Source organism: Brucella pituitosa (genome assembly GCF_965577835.1).
Classification (GTDB): domain Bacteria; phylum Pseudomonadota; class Alphaproteobacteria; order Rhizobiales; family Rhizobiaceae; genus Brucella; species Brucella pituitosa.
The window spans coordinates 349,060-367,326 of record NZ_OZ264094.1 but is presented as its reverse complement, the minus strand read 5'-3'; the positions used below and the strand labels follow the sequence as shown (position 1 = coordinate 367,326).

Genomic DNA, 18,267 nt, shown 5'->3' with positions numbered 1-18,267 from the left:
TCGATAGTTGAAGAGAACAGATTGGTGGATGCCTGATGACAATTGCGCTTCGCAATGCAAAAGTTTTCGGCCGCGTTGGCGAGCTGAAAATTCTACGAGACGCTTATGATCGCGTTTCCCAAACAGGCTTCGGAGAAATCGTTCTCATCGGAGCGCCTTCAGGCTATGGAAAAACGACCCTCGTCAATGCTTTTATAGCAGAAAACAGCGTCTATCATACTGTGGGGAAAGCTGACGAAGCTCTGCGAGGCGTCCCATATAGCGCAATCCTGAAGGCATTATCCGATTTCGTTTCGCCAGAAACTATCAATGACCTGACAACATTGCGCGACGATAGCAGCGTAACCTCTCCGGCGCGTGCGCGCGATCGATTTGCCAGTGCGATCCAGTCAAGTGCGCAATCCACCAATCCGCTCGTGCTCTTCATAGATGATCTGCAATGGCTTGATGAAAGTTCATCACAACTCATGCGATCTTTCTCTGAGCGTGGCTTCCGGGATATGCTCATAATCGGAACTTACCGATCTGACGCGACATCAGATTTTCATGAGAATGGACTTGCCAGGATACTCGGTGAAACTGCGGTACGAGTAACTGACGTGCCACTGACAACTCTGGCGTATGAGGCCGTCGAAGACCTGATTTCTTCGCAGAATTATGGAGATACGAGTAAGCAGCTCGCTCGGCTCGTACAGTCGGTCGCTTCAGGCAACCCGTTTCATATTGGTCTTATACTGAATGTTCTCAATCGTGCGGAAAAAGCCCCCGATCTCGCGGCTTTTGTTTCTAACCAGAAAAACTGGAGCCTCTATTCCCTCTTAGCCAAGCTCGTGGCGGGTCTGCCGGAAGAGACGCGCAATATTCTTCAGTACGCATCCTGTGCCGGCTTCACCACCGAACAGACATTGCTAATGACACTTCGCGACCTCTCGCATGAAGAGCTGCAGCGAATACTGGAACCGGCCGCTGAGTTAGGGCTGGTGAAACTGGACGGCAAGCTTCATCATTTTTCGCACGACTCTGTCCGCGAACACATTAACAGTGAGATCCAGAAAGATCAGGCTGAATTCCTTCATGCTGAAATAGCCAGAAGCATGCTCAGACTCAATGTCACATCCACGGATCAGCACCTGGCCATCGCGGAACAGATTGTCAAAGCAAACCGAAATTCACTGATTTTCGACGTTCTTGATGCCGCACTTCCGGCATTGTTGAAGGCATCGCAGATTGCAAAAGCAGTTGGGTCTCTAAAGGCCGCGCTACGCTATGCGGAACACGGTATCGCACTTCTGTCAGACAATAATGCTGTCAATTCATACCGCTGGAAACTGGCGGAACTTCGGTGTGCAATTCTCGTTGATATTCACGGTTCTGCATTAAACGACCGTGAGGTCGAAAGACTTCTTTCACAAGCTGAAAGTGCAGTTGAACGGGCAAAAGCAATAAAACTGCGCTCGGCTGTCCTGATCCTCCGGGGACAGTTTGAGGACGCAATCGACACGGCAATCAAGGGGCTTGCCGATCTGGATGTTGTCATTTCGCGTAAGCCTTCGCAGACTGAGGTTGCAGAAGCATACGAGAGCACCATAAGGGCGATCCGCAAACTCTCCGGCGACAACGTCAGTCAGCAACAGGCGATTGCCGATGAGAGTGTCACAGTTGCCATGGATTTGCTGGCAACTCTGCAGTCGTCATGGTTTTCGAACGACAGTCTAAAGTTCCTTCATGTCGCAAAAATCGTTGAATTGTCTGCCAGACATGGCGTCGCAGAAGCGACTTGCTACGGTCTTGCATGGTCTGGCGTGATACTGGCCAGCGACTATGCAGATTATGAAACCGCATTGCTGGCTGCCGAAACCGGGGTTGCTCTTTCTTATGCGCGGTCTTTCACCGCTTACCGGACATCTGCCCTGGTCGCTCTTGATCAGGTGAGTGTATGGCGGAAGCCTTTATCCTATGCGCTCGCGCGAGCGAAAGAGGCGTTTGATCACGGAAAGAACAGCGGCGATATCAGCATGGCCTGCTATGCGACAAACCACGTTGTCTCTGATCTGCTCGCGATGGGCGCTCCGCTCGGTGTGGTTGCAAATGAAGCCAATCGTGGCCTTGCACTGGCAAGCTCGGTCGGCTTCCAGGAAGTTATCGCAATCCTACAGACGCAACTGGCTTTCGCGCATTCGCTAAGGAATGAACACTATCTGCCCGGCTCCATCATGGCTCTCGCGACGACAGATGCAAAATCTCAGATGTCGCCATTGATTTTCTGGGGTCATCTCTTCGAAGGTATAGCTGCATTTCATCATGGGTTTTTCGAAGACGCGTCAAGATCCCTTGAAGAGGCTAAGGTCTGGAGCTGGACGACACCGGCGCATATTCATATTGCTGAACTGCATTTTTATTCGGCGCTCAGCGCGCACAGGAATGGGTATGAACCCGACAGTAAGGGCCTGGAAGCGCTTTGTCGTTTTGCCGCAAGCAATCCTTTAACGTTCACTAACAAAGTTTGTTTTCTGGAAGCCGAAGGCGCACTGTTCAGGGGAAACAAACTGGAAGCGCTGCGTTTGTTTGAAAAGTCAATACAGGCAGCAAAGAACGCAGAACTGTGGCATGAGCTTGCAATCGTGCATGAACGATCTGCGCGTGTTTCCCTGGATGAAGGACTGACATTTGCTGGCCTCGAGCATATCCGTCACGCTCAGTCGTATTATCGTAAATGGGGCGCGGATCATCACGTCAGCAGGCTGGAATATGAGTTCAAAGGAATGTTTACGCTTGCCGGTGATCGAAATGCTGGTCTGGTAACAGAGATACGCTTTCAGGCAACCGATACCTTCACCGACCATATAGTCGTGACTGCTATCAAGTATTCTGGTGCGTTACGGGGTAAACTCATCAGCGTTGATAAAGACGAATTTCTTGTAATAGCTAACACTCGTATCTTCAACGGAGCTTCTGAAGTTGCCTCAGAGACAACCCGTCCAACGAGTGAGACGCTTCCGACGTCAATCCTGAAGCACGTTGTCGACTCGGCACAGTCCCTGCGCTACGGCCACGCCGTTCTGGAGGCAGGCGCTCCGCACGCGGCCAGTCTGAAAGACTGTCCGGTCAGATCTGTTCTTTGTGTCCCCCTCATAAATGAGGACCGGGTTTTCTCCGTTCTTTATCTCGAAAACAACGCCGTAAGTGATGCGTTCACTCTGGAAACAGAGAAGGCGATCGAGCTTTTCGTGGTTGCGGCGTCCAAAGCTCTCGTTTTGAAAGCCGAACTGGACGAAGAGCGGGAGAGCAGCCTCGCACAAAGCCATCGGGATAAATCCATGCTCACGGCTCGCGCCGACCTTATTAAGAATTCGCATATCACGGTTCTTGGTGGCATGGCTGCTTCGATTGTGCATGAAGTCAATCAGCCACTTTCCGCTATTTCAACGTTTGCAAACTCCGGAACACGCTGGCTTCGTCAGAGTACACCTCAGATCGACAAAGCAATCACAAATTTCTCGAAAATCGAAGAGTCCAGCCTGCGGGCGAGCGCCATCATATCGGCGCTCCGCTCATTAGCAAAACAGGCGCCGGCTAATCTGGAATTCGTAAGCTTTAATCAGATCGTGGCAAATGTCCTCGAATTTATTGAAACAGATGACCGGACAAATAACCTCAGGATTGATTGTGTACTCGTCGAGAACAGCACTGTTTTTGCCGATGCGATCCAGATTCAGCAGGTCGTTTACAATCTTGTGACGAATGCACTGGATGCAATGGAAGGGCAAAATGCCGGGCGTTCTTTAAAGATAGCCAGTGAATTGAGAGAGGGATCTGTTGTGCTTTCGGTTTCCGACAGCGGCTCGGGTATCCCGGCTGCATCAAGAGAAACAATATTTGATCCATTCTTCACAACCAAAGACCGCGGTCTTGGAATGGGCCTCGCAATATGCAGGTCGATCGCAAAAGTTCACGGCGGCGACTTGCTGGTCGGACAGTCCAGCGCCAATGGAACGACGATGATCTTGCGCTTACCTGTCCATAACGCTCAATAACCGCTGAGACGTTGGCTCAGTGATGTTGTAAAATAATGGGGGGGGCTGCGTCTGCGGCCCCATTCCGTCCAAATCAGATTATGAGACGACAGCTGGTTATCGAAGATTACATTCGCTACAACCGGCTCATAACCTAAGCGCATTTTCAAGATGGTCGAGCAGTTTGGTCACATCGACCGGCTTGCCCAGAAAAGCGAAAGCGCCGCCTTCCATGGCCGCATTGCGGGTACGGTCGTCTTCAAAGGATGTCATGAAGATCATCGGCGGATGGGCCGTCTGCTTGTTCAGTTCGGCCTGAAGCTCGATTCCGCTTAATCCCGGCATTTTCACATCAACCAGCATACAATCGATATCCGATTGCGCCTCATAGGCGAGATATTCTTCGGCTGATGCGAAAAGACGGCTTTCATAACCGCAGGATTTGACGAGATCATCGAGAGCTTCCCGGATGCCCTGATCGTCATCAACAATGGCTATGGTATGAATTTGCGCTGCGGACAAGATATTGGACCTTGAATTGCTAAAATCTGATCGCACATCCCGAAAACGATTCCTGTTTTTAGAGATGCACTTAAGGCCCTTTATGCGCTCTGGCAGAGCACAAATATACCATACTTAGATACAGGTCACTTTGTCGTTTCGCTGAGGAACTCGGCTTTGCGAACCAGATCAGCAAGAGAACGCACATCCATCTTGCGCATGACATTGCCCCGATGAAGCTTCACCGTCACTTCACTGATGCCAAGATCAAAGGCGATCTGCTTGTTCATTTTGCCGGTGACGACGGCGTCCATCACTTCCCGCTCACGCGGGGTCAGGGTTTGCGCCAGTTCGACGACGGCCTGATTTTGCGCTGCCTCCTGCCTGCGCACGCTATCGCGCTGCACAGCCGAACTCACCGCATCCAGCACATCCTGTTCCTTGAACGGCTTGGTGAGAAAGTCGACGGCGCCTGCCTTCATCGCACGTACCGTCATTGGAATATCGCCAAAGCCCGTCATGAAAACCACGGGAAGGCGAATGCCCGATTTTTCAAGCTGGCTCTGAAAATCAAGGCCGCTGATGCCTGGCAAACGGACGTCGAGGAGAATGCAGCCAGGTCTGTCCACCCGCGATTGATCCGGGAATTTTGCCATGAAGGCTGCGGCTGTTTCAAATGCTTCCGCATCGAACTGCATGGACAAAAACAGATCAGCAAGCGATTCCCGCATCGACGGATCATCATCTATGATGAAGACCACCGGCTTGTCGTTTGATTGCTTTTGGGGTTTGCGTATCTCAGGCATCCTGCACTTCCCAATTGATCGGCAGGCGCATTTCAAATTCCGCGCCACCTGTTTCGTGGTTGGTCCCGGTCAAGGTTCCACCGCTTGCTTCAACCGTGCTGCGGCAGATCGAAAGCCCCATACCCATGCCGGAAGCCTTGGTTGTATGAAACGGCATGAACAGCCGCTTGAGCGTATCCTGATCTATTCCCGGTCCGCTGTCACGAATGCTGATCACGGCATGATCATTGTCGGTGCGTCCGATGGTGATCACAATCGAACGCGAACAGGTTCTGGATGCTTCCATCGCTTGAATGGCGTTGGTTACAAGATTGATAATCACTTGCTGCAGCTCAATTCGCACGCCCTCAATCACGGGCGAACGCCAGTTCTGTGCCATGCGAACCTGCGTGCTGCTGCGTTGCAGCTCATGTTCCATGAGCGCAATGGTTTCGCGAACCAGCATGGTGAGGTCGAGGGATTCCACACGACGCTTGGCCCGGCTCAGCATATTGCGCGTGTTCTGGATAACCTCGCTTGCGCGATCGCTATCGCGAATGATCCGTTCGGCAGAGCGTCGCACGGCGGTGAGGTCCGGGGGATCGCGGTCGAGCCAGCGCAACACTGTCTGCGCATTGAGCATGATGGCGCCAAGCGGCTGGTTGAGTTCATGGGCCAGCGATGCAGACAAGGCACCAACGGTTGCGGCCCGCGAGGCTTTGGTCAGTTCGGCCTGTGCTTCTGCCAGCGCCTTCTGCGCCAGTTCGCGCTGAGTGATATCAACCATGCTCAGCACAACGCGGTTGAAAGCAGCAGGATCACTCGGGAAGCTGATGCCAAGCAGGACCAGCCGTTCTTCACCGCCTAGAGTGTGAAACTCAACTTTCTCCTCGAAATAGCGCTCTCCGTCGAGCAACGCCTGCAATACATGTAAAAACTGATCTTCGCGCGGTACAAAAAGACCGCCAAGCCGATTAGGCTGATTTTCGTCGGTACCAACGAGCTCATAGGCGGCTTCATTGGCCGCTACAGTTGAAGTCAATGCGATGCATTGCGCCAAGAAATCGGGATGCGCGTTGGCATAGTTGCCGATTTCCGTGACGCCTTGTGCTTTCAGCTTCATTAAATGGGCACGAAGCCGCGAATAATCCCGTTCGCAAAGGGCGACGCGCGTGCGGTCAAAAATGGAGCGATAGCGCGCTTCGCTTTCTTTGAGCGCGGCATGGGATGCAAGCAATTCCTGCTGCGCCATTTTGTTTCTCAGAATAAGAACAGCTGTGACGACAACAGCAGCAACTGCAACGGCCAGACGGATCGTCGTCTGAAAATCCGGATCCGGACCATGCGTTGCATAATAAGATGTGATGGTGAGGATGAAGCTGCCAAAGCCACTGAGTATGATGCCTGTGCGCCCCGTTACTTCAGCTGCCAGCAGCAGCACGATGGCGTAGAGAACAGCAATAGCGCCTTCAATATCGGTGAAAGTATCGACGTAAAACACTGCAAGCGCCAGCGCGATAGCGAAAAAGCCCGCTGTCAGACTACTGCCTCGCTTATGCACGCCCTCTGCATGTTTAAACATCGTTTGTCGTTCCCCAGTTTCGACTGCGCGAAACCATAGAGCAATTTTAGTGGTTGCGAACCTATACCTAGGTTTGGGTGACAGTAGGCTTGCCGCGCCATTCGATGATCTAGTTCAGGCAAAGTCCAAAGCCTCAGCTCTTCTGTGCTCGCTTCAGTCCGATCAACAAATCGGCGATCTGCTCGTTCTCTTCGTTCAGCTTGGCGCTGTAACGGTAGCAGGTCTTGCTGACACCAAAGGTACGGCAGGCCAGTGCAATGCTGACCCCGCGTAACGCCACGGCTTTCCTGGCCATCTCTCGGCGTTGAGATGACCGCATTATTTTTTTCCAAGAGCCTCTTTTAAAAGCTCTGTCTGCATGCTCATCTCGGCATACATCTTCTTGAGCCGACGGTTGCTCCGCCGGGCAATTGATTCACTGGATCAATTGCTCTTCCGGCTTCGATCCTCCAGAGCCTTCATTTGGCTGATCATCGACGCATCCATGCCGCCATACTTGGCGCGCCACTTGTAGAATGAAGCATTGCTCATTCCAAGTTCGCGGCATAGCTCCGGTACTGGAACACCACCTTCTGCCTGACGCAGGATCGCAACAATCTGCTTATCTTCATCAACAATATCCTCGATCATAATGCCGAGAAAATTCTACTTTTAAACCCGATTAATTTCTGCGCGGGCTACCGCATGATCGGCGTTATTCGGGTAAGACCTGTTGGGGAGCTATGCACTGGCGCTGTCTGTCGGATCAGACATTTCCGGTTCCGTATCAGCAATTTGTCTATGAGGAATACAAATGTCGGATCCGTGAATTGGAAGAACTTTGCAAACGTTTAGAGGCAGTGCTTATCGAAGCGATGCAAGAGTGGCAGGTGGTACCGATCGTTGAGGCTTTACAAGCTTTGCACGGTATCCGGCTTATCGCCGCCGCTACCCTTGTTTGCGAAATTGGCGATATGCATCGTTTCGATAATCCTAAAACGTATACTTATAATCTGAGACACCAGATGCGGACAGAGATCAGTTTGATTGCAGCGAGACAATTGACAGGGTACTTGTCATAGCGCGTTGCGACGCTACGATAGTGCTTGATGCGTTTAAAGAAACGCTCGACTAAATTTCTCTGACGATAAACCATGGCGGGAATGAAAAGACACCCTTGCGGTTGGATTTGGGTGGAATATTGGCCCCTATTTTGCGGTCTGCTGCCTTCTTCCGGATAGTATCGGTATCGTAAGTTTGGTCCGCAAGCAGCGTGCCGCCTTCTTTGAGAACATTGATAAAAGCTTCTTTCTGTGAACAGGCCGCAACCTGATCGCCGGTCAGGCAACCATCGTCAACATCCCCTTTTTTCCGTGGCTCCGTGCTGGTGAATGCGAATACAGGTGCTGTCGATCATCACAATATCTCCCTCATAGGCCTCAGAGACAACCTCCAGCAACCGGCCCCAGACACCAGCACGACGCCAAGCGAACAAACCGGTTGTAACAGGCTGTTGCAATGCCATAGCGTTCAGGGATTTCGGACCACGACAAGCCAGTGCTGAAGCGCCACAGAATACCATTGAGAACCATGCGATCATCGACCCGGGGATGCTGCGCGGTTTGCACAGCAACAGGGGGGCAATAATCGACAATTCCCGTTCTGTGTGTTCATAGCGGCGTCGTGACATCAAAGAACTCTTATTCCGAGGCATTTGAATCATTAATCCGTTCAAATAACCAGCCACTTTTTGAGTGTACGGCCTCATTCCGGGGCGCAATCACAGCACTCCTGCTGCATAAAAACTGCCTATTTTCGTTTTCCAGATTACCGAAAAGGAGTTTGGCAACATCCGTTTCCCCAGTGCGTATCTTCGCCGTAAGGAAGCGCAGATACCCGCCAGGTGATTTAATTTCACCACCTCGTTGTAATATCCAGGCTATGAGAGCTGAAATGCGTTCGCGACCCATAATCGAAGTGGCGTCCTGGTATGCATTATCGGAAATACCAAGAAATGACGCAACGCCTTTTGTTGTATCAACGAGATCTCTCCAGCAAGCAATACCTTGTGCAGCATACTCGCGGATATCTGGGCAGGCTCTTAGAACCATATCAAGCGAGAACGCTCTGGATGTTTGGTGTTGTATTGGTTCCAACGCAGAAGAAAGCTTTGGAACGAAAGGTGGTTTCAAATCAACCAAATTACATAAAGAAGATTCAAAAGAGGATTCAGTCAGGGATTCCTTATAGTGCCGCTCATTTTGGGCATCACTGGTGCTCATTTCTTCCGTATTATCCTGAAAATTCAAGGATATAGACAATTGGGCATGTAATGCAGACAGATTTTCTAAGTTCTGAGTTAATTCAAGGCTTGTGGCACGGCGGGGGAGCTCTTTGATGAGTGCCTGGAAATGATCGTTTTCAGGTTGAATGGATGAAGAATTGCCTTCCGTTTCTGCTGCCAGAATTAACTGGGCGATCTCACGGCGCAACAGAGTGATTTTCTCACGCGTACGTTTCAAGACTAATGCTTCAGCCTGAATTGATTGAGCAGCTTGCGCAATTTCATCTGCGCGCTCTAGGAGCGGCTGGAAAGAAAAGCCAAACGCCTCTTCAACCTCCCCTGTCCTATCCTTATAAGCGTATCGTTTGCCATTGGGGCTGTCACGACGCAGGATCAGCCCGGCCTTAACGAGCGCTGAGATATGACGCCTTAAAGTCGATTCCGGCATACCGTGGGCACGCAGAGCCAATTGGCGATTGGAGGGAAATACCACCAAGCCTGTTTTATGACTTATTTCGTTGTTGGGATAAAATGACAGCAGAGAACTCAGGACTGCCAGACAACGATCATTTACCCCAAACTGTGTCTTGGCTATGCAAAGCTGTTTGTAGATGGCCCATCTATTAACGGATTTATTAACAGACGTGTTAGATGTCTTTGCCTGCATTTGCGCAAGAGTCATCGTTCGCCCGCGAAACGCGGACGTTATCCTCTCCAGTACCTGCATTTCCCTTCACCTTTCAAAAGGCAAAAGAAATTCGCCCGTCAAAATGACGTTCAACACTCTTGACAGTGATTCATGGAAATGCGATTCTCGAAGCGACCAAACTTGAGGAAGGCTTCCATGACGGAAACGTTATCGGGGGCCTTTTTCTTTTGCGGTTAATCTCCACTCGATTGCGGTTTTGATTGTTTATATTCGGTATAGAAACGATCCATATTGCTTGAAAGCCAGTCACTGAATGGGCGCGCTTCCGCGCTGGAAAGTTCTATGGCGACGTTTTTCGGCTTTTGCTTCATCAAAAAGCGAACGGCTTTATCCTCTGAAGCCCATGACTTTTCTGTTGTGACCTTTGCCGGCGCTTTAGCGGCAGAACGGACACTGTATTTCTTCAGATACTCATGGAGGGCATCAAACCTCTCCTCTTCAGGCAAAGCCATAAACCCAACTGATGCAATACGCGAAAGCGCCACATCAAGATGAGCTGGATTTAGGATTATCTGGCGAAGCGAAAGCCATTTGTCTCGGCCGATCTTTTTGGATGCCCCCATTGCCATGATCATGGTCGAGGGTACAGTCTCCACCACACTTAACATTTTGGACAACAGCGCGTCATCGATGCCAATGGCTGACTTAACGATATCCTTGCCCATCCCGCTTGAAAGGAGGTTCTGTGCAAAATAAGCCCGTTCAATGAAGGACAGGTTGGATCGCGCTGAGTTTTCCTGCCCCTGAGCGATTGCGGAAGAAATATCGTCGAGCTTTTTGACAACGGCTTTAACGCGAATACCGAGATCCATTGCGACACGCGCACGGCGATGACCGAACACCACCATATAACGTTCACTGTTGTTTGGATTCGGTCGTACGAGAATCGGCGTCGCCTGCCCCTGTTCCTTAATCGCTTCTCTGAGCGCTTCAAACTCATCATCGTCTTCCGATAGACGATCAGCAGCGAATGAGACATCGAGAAGCTGTGGTTCTATTTCGATGATGGTCTCGCCGTCCATCAATCGCTTTGTATTCTCGGCCATTTCTTCAATGGAACGGACAACAGTTTTGGCAGCACCCGTCATACCATAGCCAGCTTTTGCGGCCGGTTTATCGCTGCTGATTGAAGAAAGATCGAGATTGGCAAATGGATTCTTACGTGACATTGGCTGCTACCTCCACGGTCATTTCGGATAACCAGCTGAATAATAATGGGAAAATTGGAAAAAAAACGGCTGACAAAAGCTTCATTTGCGCCCCCATGTCTGATGGATAAGTTCGGCGACCTCTCCATTCGTGGCGTTCAGGCTTTCCATGGCTCGCTCATATGTTGAACGGACAAAGTCAGCCTTCTCAACTTCGTAAAGGGTCTGTTTCTTGATCGACGCATCAGAAATAGCTGTCGATTTCAGAACATGGTTTTTAAGCATGTTCTGCGCAAACATGGATTGCATGAAACCGACCATCTGAGCCTGGGGAATGTCCGTAGGTTCAAAACGGGTTATAAGATAGCGGAACCATTTGACTTTGATTTGTGCTCCTGCATCTGCCACTGACGTCATGATACCGCCGAGCATCTGAAGAAACTGAGACATCGACATAATATCGAGCATCTGGGGGTGGATGGTGATTAAAATACCCGTGGACGCCATCAGAGCTGTGATTGTCAGATAACCGAGCTGCGGCGGACAATCGATTACCACCACGTCGTAATTGTCTTCAATTTCTTTCAAAGCCTTGACAATACGCAAATGGAACAGTCGTCCCTCCTCACCCTTGCGACCCGAGATGGCGAGCGGCACATCATATTCATATTCCTGCAAAAGCAGATTTGCAGGAACGATGTCGAGGTTTGGAATATTGGTGGACTGGATGATTTCCGCAATCGGCTTCTTTTCATCGTCAAACCGCAATGCTTCGTAAAGTGAGGCAATGTCATCAAGTTCGGGCTGAATCCCGAACAGCGACGTTAGAGATGCCTGTGGATCAAGGTCAATGGCCAGCACACGATGGCCGGTCAGTGCGAGGTATTGTGCCAGATGGGCAGATGTCGTTGTCTTGCCGGACCCGCCTTTGAAGTTGACGACCGAAAGAACCTGAAGTGGTTCGCCGTCCTTGCGACGAGGAAGATATATACGCCTATCCGACTTTTTATTCTCTTCCAGATGAGCGCGAAGCTCGAGCATCTGTTCGGCAGTATAATAGCGGCGCCCTGAAACCACCTCAATCTCAGGGCCTTTGCCTTCGCTGTGTAGCTGTCTCAAATGCGATTGCGTGACGCCGATAAGATCCGCAACTTCAGGGAGTTGAAACCGCCGAAGGCTTTTACGTGCATCCGGCGGATACTGTTGAGTCCGAAGCATATTTAGCGCGCTGGAAATTTTTGAGCCCTGGCTCGCAATTTCGTGGTCAAACCGGCTTGTATTGTGATCGTTCATTTTGTGAACTAAAGTCCTTGTTTGGGTCACTTTCGCAAAAAAGCGCGCGGCATTGATATTTTCGCAACTATAAATCCGATTCTGGCCTTACGGCAAGGAATTTAAGGTTAACGAAAGATTAATTGTCGGAGTTAAAAATAAAGGGCTCAACCAAGTCCAATTATTTTGTTTTTGCTGCTTCAAAGAAATGTCAGCATAGCAGAAGAAACAATTAATGGGCATTGAGATGAATAGCTGCAGCCGCTCCGGCTCCAGCATATTTGATCGATAATCTCCCTGATCTGGTGATCGAAAGTGCACCCCGGGCGCCAAAATCAAGCAGCTGGAGATTGGGAGCATGAAAGGCGGCCCAGATTTTGTCCATTGTTGCCTTCGTGAGCGATGATAGCGTTGGGATGTGCGGCCTCGACAGTTTGTTATCCAAACCCATAGAACGTAAGACGAGGGGTCATGTTGAGGGTGAGATATCGGCAATACTCCGCTGAACCCGGACAATGCCGGAACCTTGCCTATCTCCTTCGATTGAACGAGGGTTGGCAAAGGGACCAAAAAATCTGCGTTTCTCCCATAGGCAGGACGAGATTGATAATAAAGCTAGTAGCAGTAAGTTGTCACAGATCAGTACAATTCCCTCGCGTTGCCATGCTGGGACTTCATGTTCATTCTCTTTACGCGGCCGGTTCTTCTTCAAGTCGTTGTTGAGGCAGGGGAATGCCAGGCTCTCAGGTCGACGATTACCGGCGCGGCACAATCTGACGGGAGGCGGAGTATCTGTCAGGATCAGGCATTGTCCGTCTGGTCAACATCTCGCGCGGCGTCTGTTGTTGGCTTGATGGAAGCGACATGGCGGCTGGCCTGTCGCGGAGTCTTGGTGCCGCTTGGGACTTTCATCCATCACAGGCGGGGAAAGGAGGGATCAAATCCGACAAGTCATTGAAAATATGTGGTTTTACCTCAAAAAATACGGCTGACAAAAAGCCGAAGAGCTTCAATGAAACCAAGGCGAAATTTTGCGGCATTGAATTCAATTGGTTTGCTGCTTGGCAATAAGCCACGGCTGTTTAACCGGGGATTTGCAGTACGGGGGAGGCGGGCTTTGAGGTGAATATGTTGTTTTAGACATAGTGTGGGGCGATGTTGGGGCTTGGCTCGATTAAAGGGCCAATCAGAGGAGGAACATCCTGGTAAACCGGATTGTTCATTCTGTATTGTGTTTAGCTTGGAGCCGTCGCGCTGCATGCTTATGAATAGTCGGAGGTGATCCTTGGTTAGCAACGGCTGAGCTTCCACGAAGCAACGTTGCTCTGTGGATATTGGGAAGGGAGGGATGCGACAAAATTGGGTCGCCTACTTTATTCGGGTGCGTATTTAGCGCGGGGCACCGAGCATCAGGATAGCTAAATGCAAATCAGAGATTCTGTTGAAAGGTCGAGCGACAAACTATGAAATCTGCATGTTTGAAGTGCCCTTATTAGGGCCCAACGGGTGGCCCGAATAATTAGAACTCATGTGCCATTCACAGGGGGTATAGGTCGCCGCGTTGCAGCTTGCATCCGCTTTGTTGCGAAAGCTAATGTGCCCACGGGCCGTATCAGCAGGCTTTAGCAGCAGATATAGGCAGGACGGTTCATCAGTCCAAGTAACCCGAGGTGCATAGATTAAGGCGTATAGTCATGCACGTCTGCGATTAAAGCCATTGACTGAATACCGGAGCACCGATCTGATTGATAGAATCTGATGGGCGCTCTAATCATTTGTTTCATGCACATCTTTTCCGAAAATCGTTCCACACTTTTTGGGATGTGCTCTAACCGATAAACTGATTTAATCAATGCCTAACGCGCTACTGTTCTTCGCGTTGCAGCGGCATCTTGACTGACAACGTCAGCCAGATCGGTGGAAAGGAGTACGAAGCGAGTTCTTATCCATATTGGGGGGACGCCAACGTATAACTAACGGCCCATTATGCGAGATGGCTAAAGACAAGGCTAAATATCGTGGTTCTTATTGCTATCTGAGTAATGTTTATCTACCCATTCATGACACATCATATTTTCGGCTCCTCCCGCAAGCGAGAGGAGGGGGTAAAAAGTCAGCTAATTTCAAGGCGATTGTCCGTGTTTGAAGCTTCGGCGTTCATGTTTATGTTTCATCCTTGAAGGGAGGCAGATTAATTTTAACCGGCAGACTCGCCAGTCAAAATCGGTGAAGTTTCGCATTTACCGCGGGTAAGTTCGGCGAGCGGTTTGGTCTTCAACGACTTTAAAATGATCGAGGACTGCGGATTGCCCGATGACGGGGCACACGCGACGGCGGGACTGTGCTTCGAGGCGCACATCTAAGCCCAGGAATTAATTTTGAATATGCTCGTATTTGTGAGTTGTACAATTCTGCTGATTGTTGTCGACGAGCATCGTGCATGAAAAAAGCGTCGTTGAATGCGAATGTCCGTTAGTAGCAGATTAACTCTGAGCGCCTTTTATCTGCGAATGATGGGAAGGAACCACGGCTCCATAGTCGCTCTCATCGCTGTGTAATCTGTGTACTGTCCCATATTGCGTTTTCGTGCGAACTGGATCATAGATAGACCAACTCATTCTGCTCCCGACAGCCATTCAGGCTTGGTCAAAGATTCCTAAATATATACTTGTATTCATGCCCTTCCTGGGAGTCACAGTAGTGAAACTTAATGGCATTTTAAGTTTCATAATGGTGAAGATGTCGTTGAAGATCAACGAAATTTATAGAAAGATTTAGTCAGCATGAAGGGCAACTGGCGGGGTGTCGGGGTGAATTTGTAATCGGTTCGTTCACCTGGATATCCCGAGGCCGATTAGGTCACGGCGAACGTAAAAGGAATTGTAGTCAGAAAGGCTACGCTTTCATTGCAGTTCCTCCGATTATCGCTCCGCTGGGTACGTATTTTCAGAATGTAACCAAAAGCTAGCAGTGATTGCGCTGATTGCTGTCTGGCGCAGACGCCCACCGTTTTTCCCGACTAACGTATGAAACCGACGGGTAAGATCGGATCCGGGCTGGTGCCGTAACCATAACGAGGCCAGATGGGCATAGTTGTTCGAAGCCTTGGGTTACCGACTTTGCAAATATCCTATTCGCGGATCAATTGATCCCCATCCACAAGGGGTGGGCGTAAACCGGCATACCCCGGGATCTTTTCATCAATGATAGCGATGAGAGCCTTAGGATCTCTCGGCTGCAAAGTGTTTTCGATGTTTAAAGGTCGCCATTTCGACAAATCCGTTATTCTTCTGTGTTCAATGGTATCTGATTTACAATCTGAGCCTGCGGAATCTGAAGGAAGTGAAGGCCAAGCGCGCTATTGATCTGGACCACTCGACGGTGCATCGCTGGTTGTGCTTGCAGCCCGAAACTTCTTGTGCGCTTCGATCGAACGAAGCGTCAGGTCATACGGAAGCGGAACCTGGATGAAGCCTATGTGAAAGTTAAAGGCGAGTGCCTTTATCTCTACCGTGCGGTTGGCGGCAACGGTGATACACTCGAATTGCTATTTAGCAGAAAACGTTAATTGACTGCTGCCAAGGGCACCGTAACTTTAACCTGCTCGTGGGCCAACTTGGTCCATGACATTTATATTAAGCGGCTTTCAGGCATGCATTTGACGACACAAGGTGGCAGCGGCTTGGCGCAGTTAACGGTGGTCGGATGAGTTGAAACGGTCGCGGGGAAAGTGATGAAGATTGTAGATCGGGTCATGGATGGATGCGAAGCATTGTAAATGGCGTACTGATTTAGAGCGCTTCATCACCCGCTCTCGTCGTCGCATCGGTTGATGGTTGATGTGAATTCTCAGCCCGATTATTCAAGCCATTATGCTGGCGGTGTTCACAGCGCGTGAGGCCTATCTCTCGGTTGGGGGCTCCATAAGAGCCCAGCTTATCGGTGACCATGAGACGTGGTGAGTAACCCTGGCCGGATAAAAGCTTACGCATGAACTGTTTGGCAGCCTTGGTATCGCGGCGTTTCTGGACAAGAACATCAAGCACAAAGCCACCCTGATCAACCGCACGCCAGAAGATGTGGTGCGTTCATCCAGATGCCACAATAAGCCAGTATATCCTCAACTATGGGAAAGCTCAGTGGAAAACGAAAATACAGCTGCACCACTTCCACAATGATCTCAGCTGGAAAACGATGGCGATGATAAAACGGTGCACGAGGTGCAGTCATAGCTCATTATCGCTGTTCAGGCTTGCTATAAAGTTATGGTTACGGTGCCCTGAAAATCAGGAAGCCAATTACCAATTGCGATGAATGCGTGTTGATCGGTTGGGAGATGTTTCAGAGTTGAAAAGCTCTGGCCAAGTGTACGCGATACGGTGTTCTCAGTTGAGAACACGGGCCAAACGATTAAGCCAATCTATAGATATCCTATTCGGCTGGGACAAGCTCAGACATATATATTGATGCATAGTCATAAAAGCCTCTTTGCATATACGGTCCGTTTAATCACCGATATTGGCCGTTCCTTGCAGGGATCACGCTACCACAAACCTGACGTTGGGAACGACTGAACGTGTCGCGGCTTCGGGATTTTTGCGACACTGGAGACCGGAAACGAGCCAACAGGGGTTTTGGGGAGGATGCATCCTTTCGACTGCCACAGAACTGCGCTACACTGATGCGGCTGGATATGTCCATCGGAGAGAACCCTATCATGACAGATACGCCAAGCCTCGATCGTCGCGAGTTCCTGATCGCAACCACGCTCGCGACTATCGGCGGCGCTACAGCGTCGGTTGTTCTCTCTTCCGATCAAGCAGCAGCACAAGGCGCCGCGGCCCAACTGCCGGGAGGAACAGTCTACACTCGCGAGCAAATCCAGGGAAAGAAAGTCGTCAGCGCGCTCAATGTGAACGATCTGGAGGCCGGACAGAAGCACCTTTTGTATTTTCAGGGTGTGGAGACACCTACCGGGCAGCACTGGTACGTGTCGGTTATAGTCGCCAAGGGGGCGAAGCCCGGCAAGCGCGTCGTTCTGACAAGCGGTGTGCATGGCGACGAGATGAGTTCCATACACACGGTCCAGACCGTGATGAACCAGCTCGATCCCGCGCAGATGTCAGGCACGGTAATGGCGGTGACAGACATATCCCGCCCGGCCTTGGAAAGCATGCAGCGTCGGTGGCCGAACCAAGGCAGAGGTATTGATCTGATCGATATGAACCGCGAATGGCCGGGGAACGAGAACGGTCTGACAGCACCGAGCCGCCATGCCGGGATGCTGTTCAACCGGCTGTTGCGGCCGAACGCCGACGTTGCGATCGATTTCCATACTGGGACAACGGGGCTGGAGGTCACCGCATTCAACATTGGTGATACGGCTAGACCCGAGGTCAAGGAGATGCTGGACCTTTATCCCGTCGGTCAGATCCTCGACATGCCGAAACAGGCCTATCCTACTGTTCTGCATAACGCGTTTCTGGACGTTGGAATCCCGGCCTTTTGTCCGGAGATCGGTGCTGCGCGTGTGCTGGACCCCGAGATGATCGCGCTATTCGTGGAAGGCACGATGAACGTTCTCAAACATCATGGCATTCTTGCTGGACCAATGGGCCGCACTGGCAAAGACGTAACCGTCTTTGTTGGTAATAGTGGGTTCCCGGTGCTGGCCACAGCGGGTGGAATCGTCGAGCATCTGGTGAAGCTCAACGACAAAGTCGAAGCCGGACAGAGAGTGGCCATTCAACGCAACAGCTTCGGCGAAGTGGTCGCAGAGTATACAAGCGGAGTAGCGGGCGAGGTATTGAGTCAGCGCAGCGATGTGATGTCGGAACCCGGGAACATGCTGTTGATCATTCTATTCAATAATTCGACGCCAGGCGGCGTTGAAACCTATCCCGAGTAGGCTATCTGCGCGAGCGATGTTTTAAAAGCTTGGATAACTGAGCCGTCGGCTCTCTTGGCGATAGCGCCTGTTGCCGACACAAAAAT

At 50.6% G+C, this 18,267-nt stretch carries 9 protein-coding genes and 4 pseudogenes; 4 read left to right on the top strand and 9 right to left on the bottom strand.

The genetic code is table 11. The features are described 5' to 3' along the window. The first annotated feature begins 35 nt into the window (after window positions 1–35). Window positions 36–4,034, top strand: a complete 3,999-nt coding sequence (locus tag ACSME1_RS20975) for an ATP-binding protein (protein WP_435655733.1) — start codon at window positions 36–38, stop codon at window positions 4,032–4,034. 126 nt (window positions 4,035–4,160) lie between these two features. On the opposite strand, the gene ACSME1_RS20970 is transcribed toward ACSME1_RS20975, so the two are convergent. The 8 genes and pseudogenes from ACSME1_RS20970 to repA all read right to left on the bottom strand — a co-directional run bounded on the left by ACSME1_RS20970 (window position 4,161) and on the right by repA (window position 12,294). Further along, window positions 4,161–4,535 carry a response regulator transcription factor gene (locus tag ACSME1_RS20970; protein WP_435655732.1) on the bottom strand — a complete coding sequence of 125 codons (375 nt, stop codon included), beginning with the start codon at window positions 4,533–4,535 and terminating at the stop codon, window positions 4,161–4,163. Between the two features lie 125 nt (window positions 4,536–4,660). Continuing rightward, window positions 4,661–5,320, bottom strand: a complete 660-nt coding sequence (locus tag ACSME1_RS20965) for a response regulator transcription factor (RefSeq protein ID WP_435655731.1) — start codon at window positions 5,318–5,320, stop codon at window positions 4,661–4,663. Beyond that, the gene (locus ACSME1_RS20960; RefSeq protein WP_105708550.1) at window positions 5,313–6,881 is read right to left on the bottom strand and encodes a sensor histidine kinase; all 1,569 of its coding nucleotides are present in this window, start codon (window positions 6,879–6,881) and stop codon (window positions 5,313–5,315) included. Before ACSME1_RS20960 ends, ACSME1_RS20965 begins: the two co-directional genes overlap by 8 nt. A gap of 136 nt (window positions 6,882–7,017) precedes the next feature. Then, window positions 7,018–7,511: pseudogene (locus tag ACSME1_RS20955) on the bottom strand (transposase); the annotation flags it as partial. A gap of 355 nt (window positions 7,512–7,866) precedes the next feature. Then, a pseudogene (locus ACSME1_RS20950) lies at window positions 7,867–8,550 on the bottom strand (transposase). Window positions 8,551–8,560: 10 nt separating this feature from the next. After that, window positions 8,561–9,871, bottom strand: a complete 1,311-nt coding sequence (gene repC, locus ACSME1_RS20945) for a plasmid replication protein RepC (RefSeq protein ID WP_105708549.1) — start codon at window positions 9,869–9,871, stop codon at window positions 8,561–8,563. A gap of 155 nt (window positions 9,872–10,026) precedes the next feature. Beyond that, entirely contained in the window at window positions 10,027–11,022 is a 996-nt protein-coding gene (repB, locus tag ACSME1_RS20940) for a plasmid partitioning protein RepB (RefSeq protein WP_105708547.1), read from the bottom strand. Between the two features lie 81 nt (window positions 11,023–11,103). After that, on the bottom strand, window positions 11,104–12,294 hold the full coding sequence (repA, locus tag ACSME1_RS20935; RefSeq protein ID WP_105708545.1) for a plasmid partitioning protein RepA: 1,191 nt from the start codon (window positions 12,292–12,294) through the stop codon (window positions 11,104–11,106). Between the two features lie 843 nt (window positions 12,295–13,137). On the opposite strand from repA, the gene ACSME1_RS20930 reads away from it, so the two are divergent. Both ACSME1_RS20930 and ACSME1_RS20925 read left to right on the top strand, forming a co-directional pair. After that, on the top strand, window positions 13,138–13,344 hold the full coding sequence (locus ACSME1_RS20930; protein ID WP_105708544.1) for a hypothetical protein: 207 nt from the start codon (window positions 13,138–13,140) through the stop codon (window positions 13,342–13,344). Between the two features lie 2,180 nt (window positions 13,345–15,524). Next, window positions 15,525–15,838, top strand: a pseudogene (locus ACSME1_RS20925) (DDE-type integrase/transposase/recombinase); the annotation flags it as partial. Between the two features lie 126 nt (window positions 15,839–15,964). Here the strand turns inward: ACSME1_RS20925 and ACSME1_RS20920 are convergent. Continuing rightward, window positions 15,965–16,503: pseudogene (locus tag ACSME1_RS20920) on the bottom strand (IS6 family transposase). Window positions 16,504–16,990: 487 nt separating this feature from the next. Here ACSME1_RS20920 and ACSME1_RS20915 point away from each other — a divergent pair. Further along, on the top strand, window positions 16,991–18,181 hold the full coding sequence (locus ACSME1_RS20915; RefSeq protein ID WP_435655730.1) for a succinylglutamate desuccinylase/aspartoacylase family protein: 1,191 nt from the start codon (window positions 16,991–16,993) through the stop codon (window positions 18,179–18,181). Window positions 18,182–18,267 lie beyond the last annotated feature (86 nt).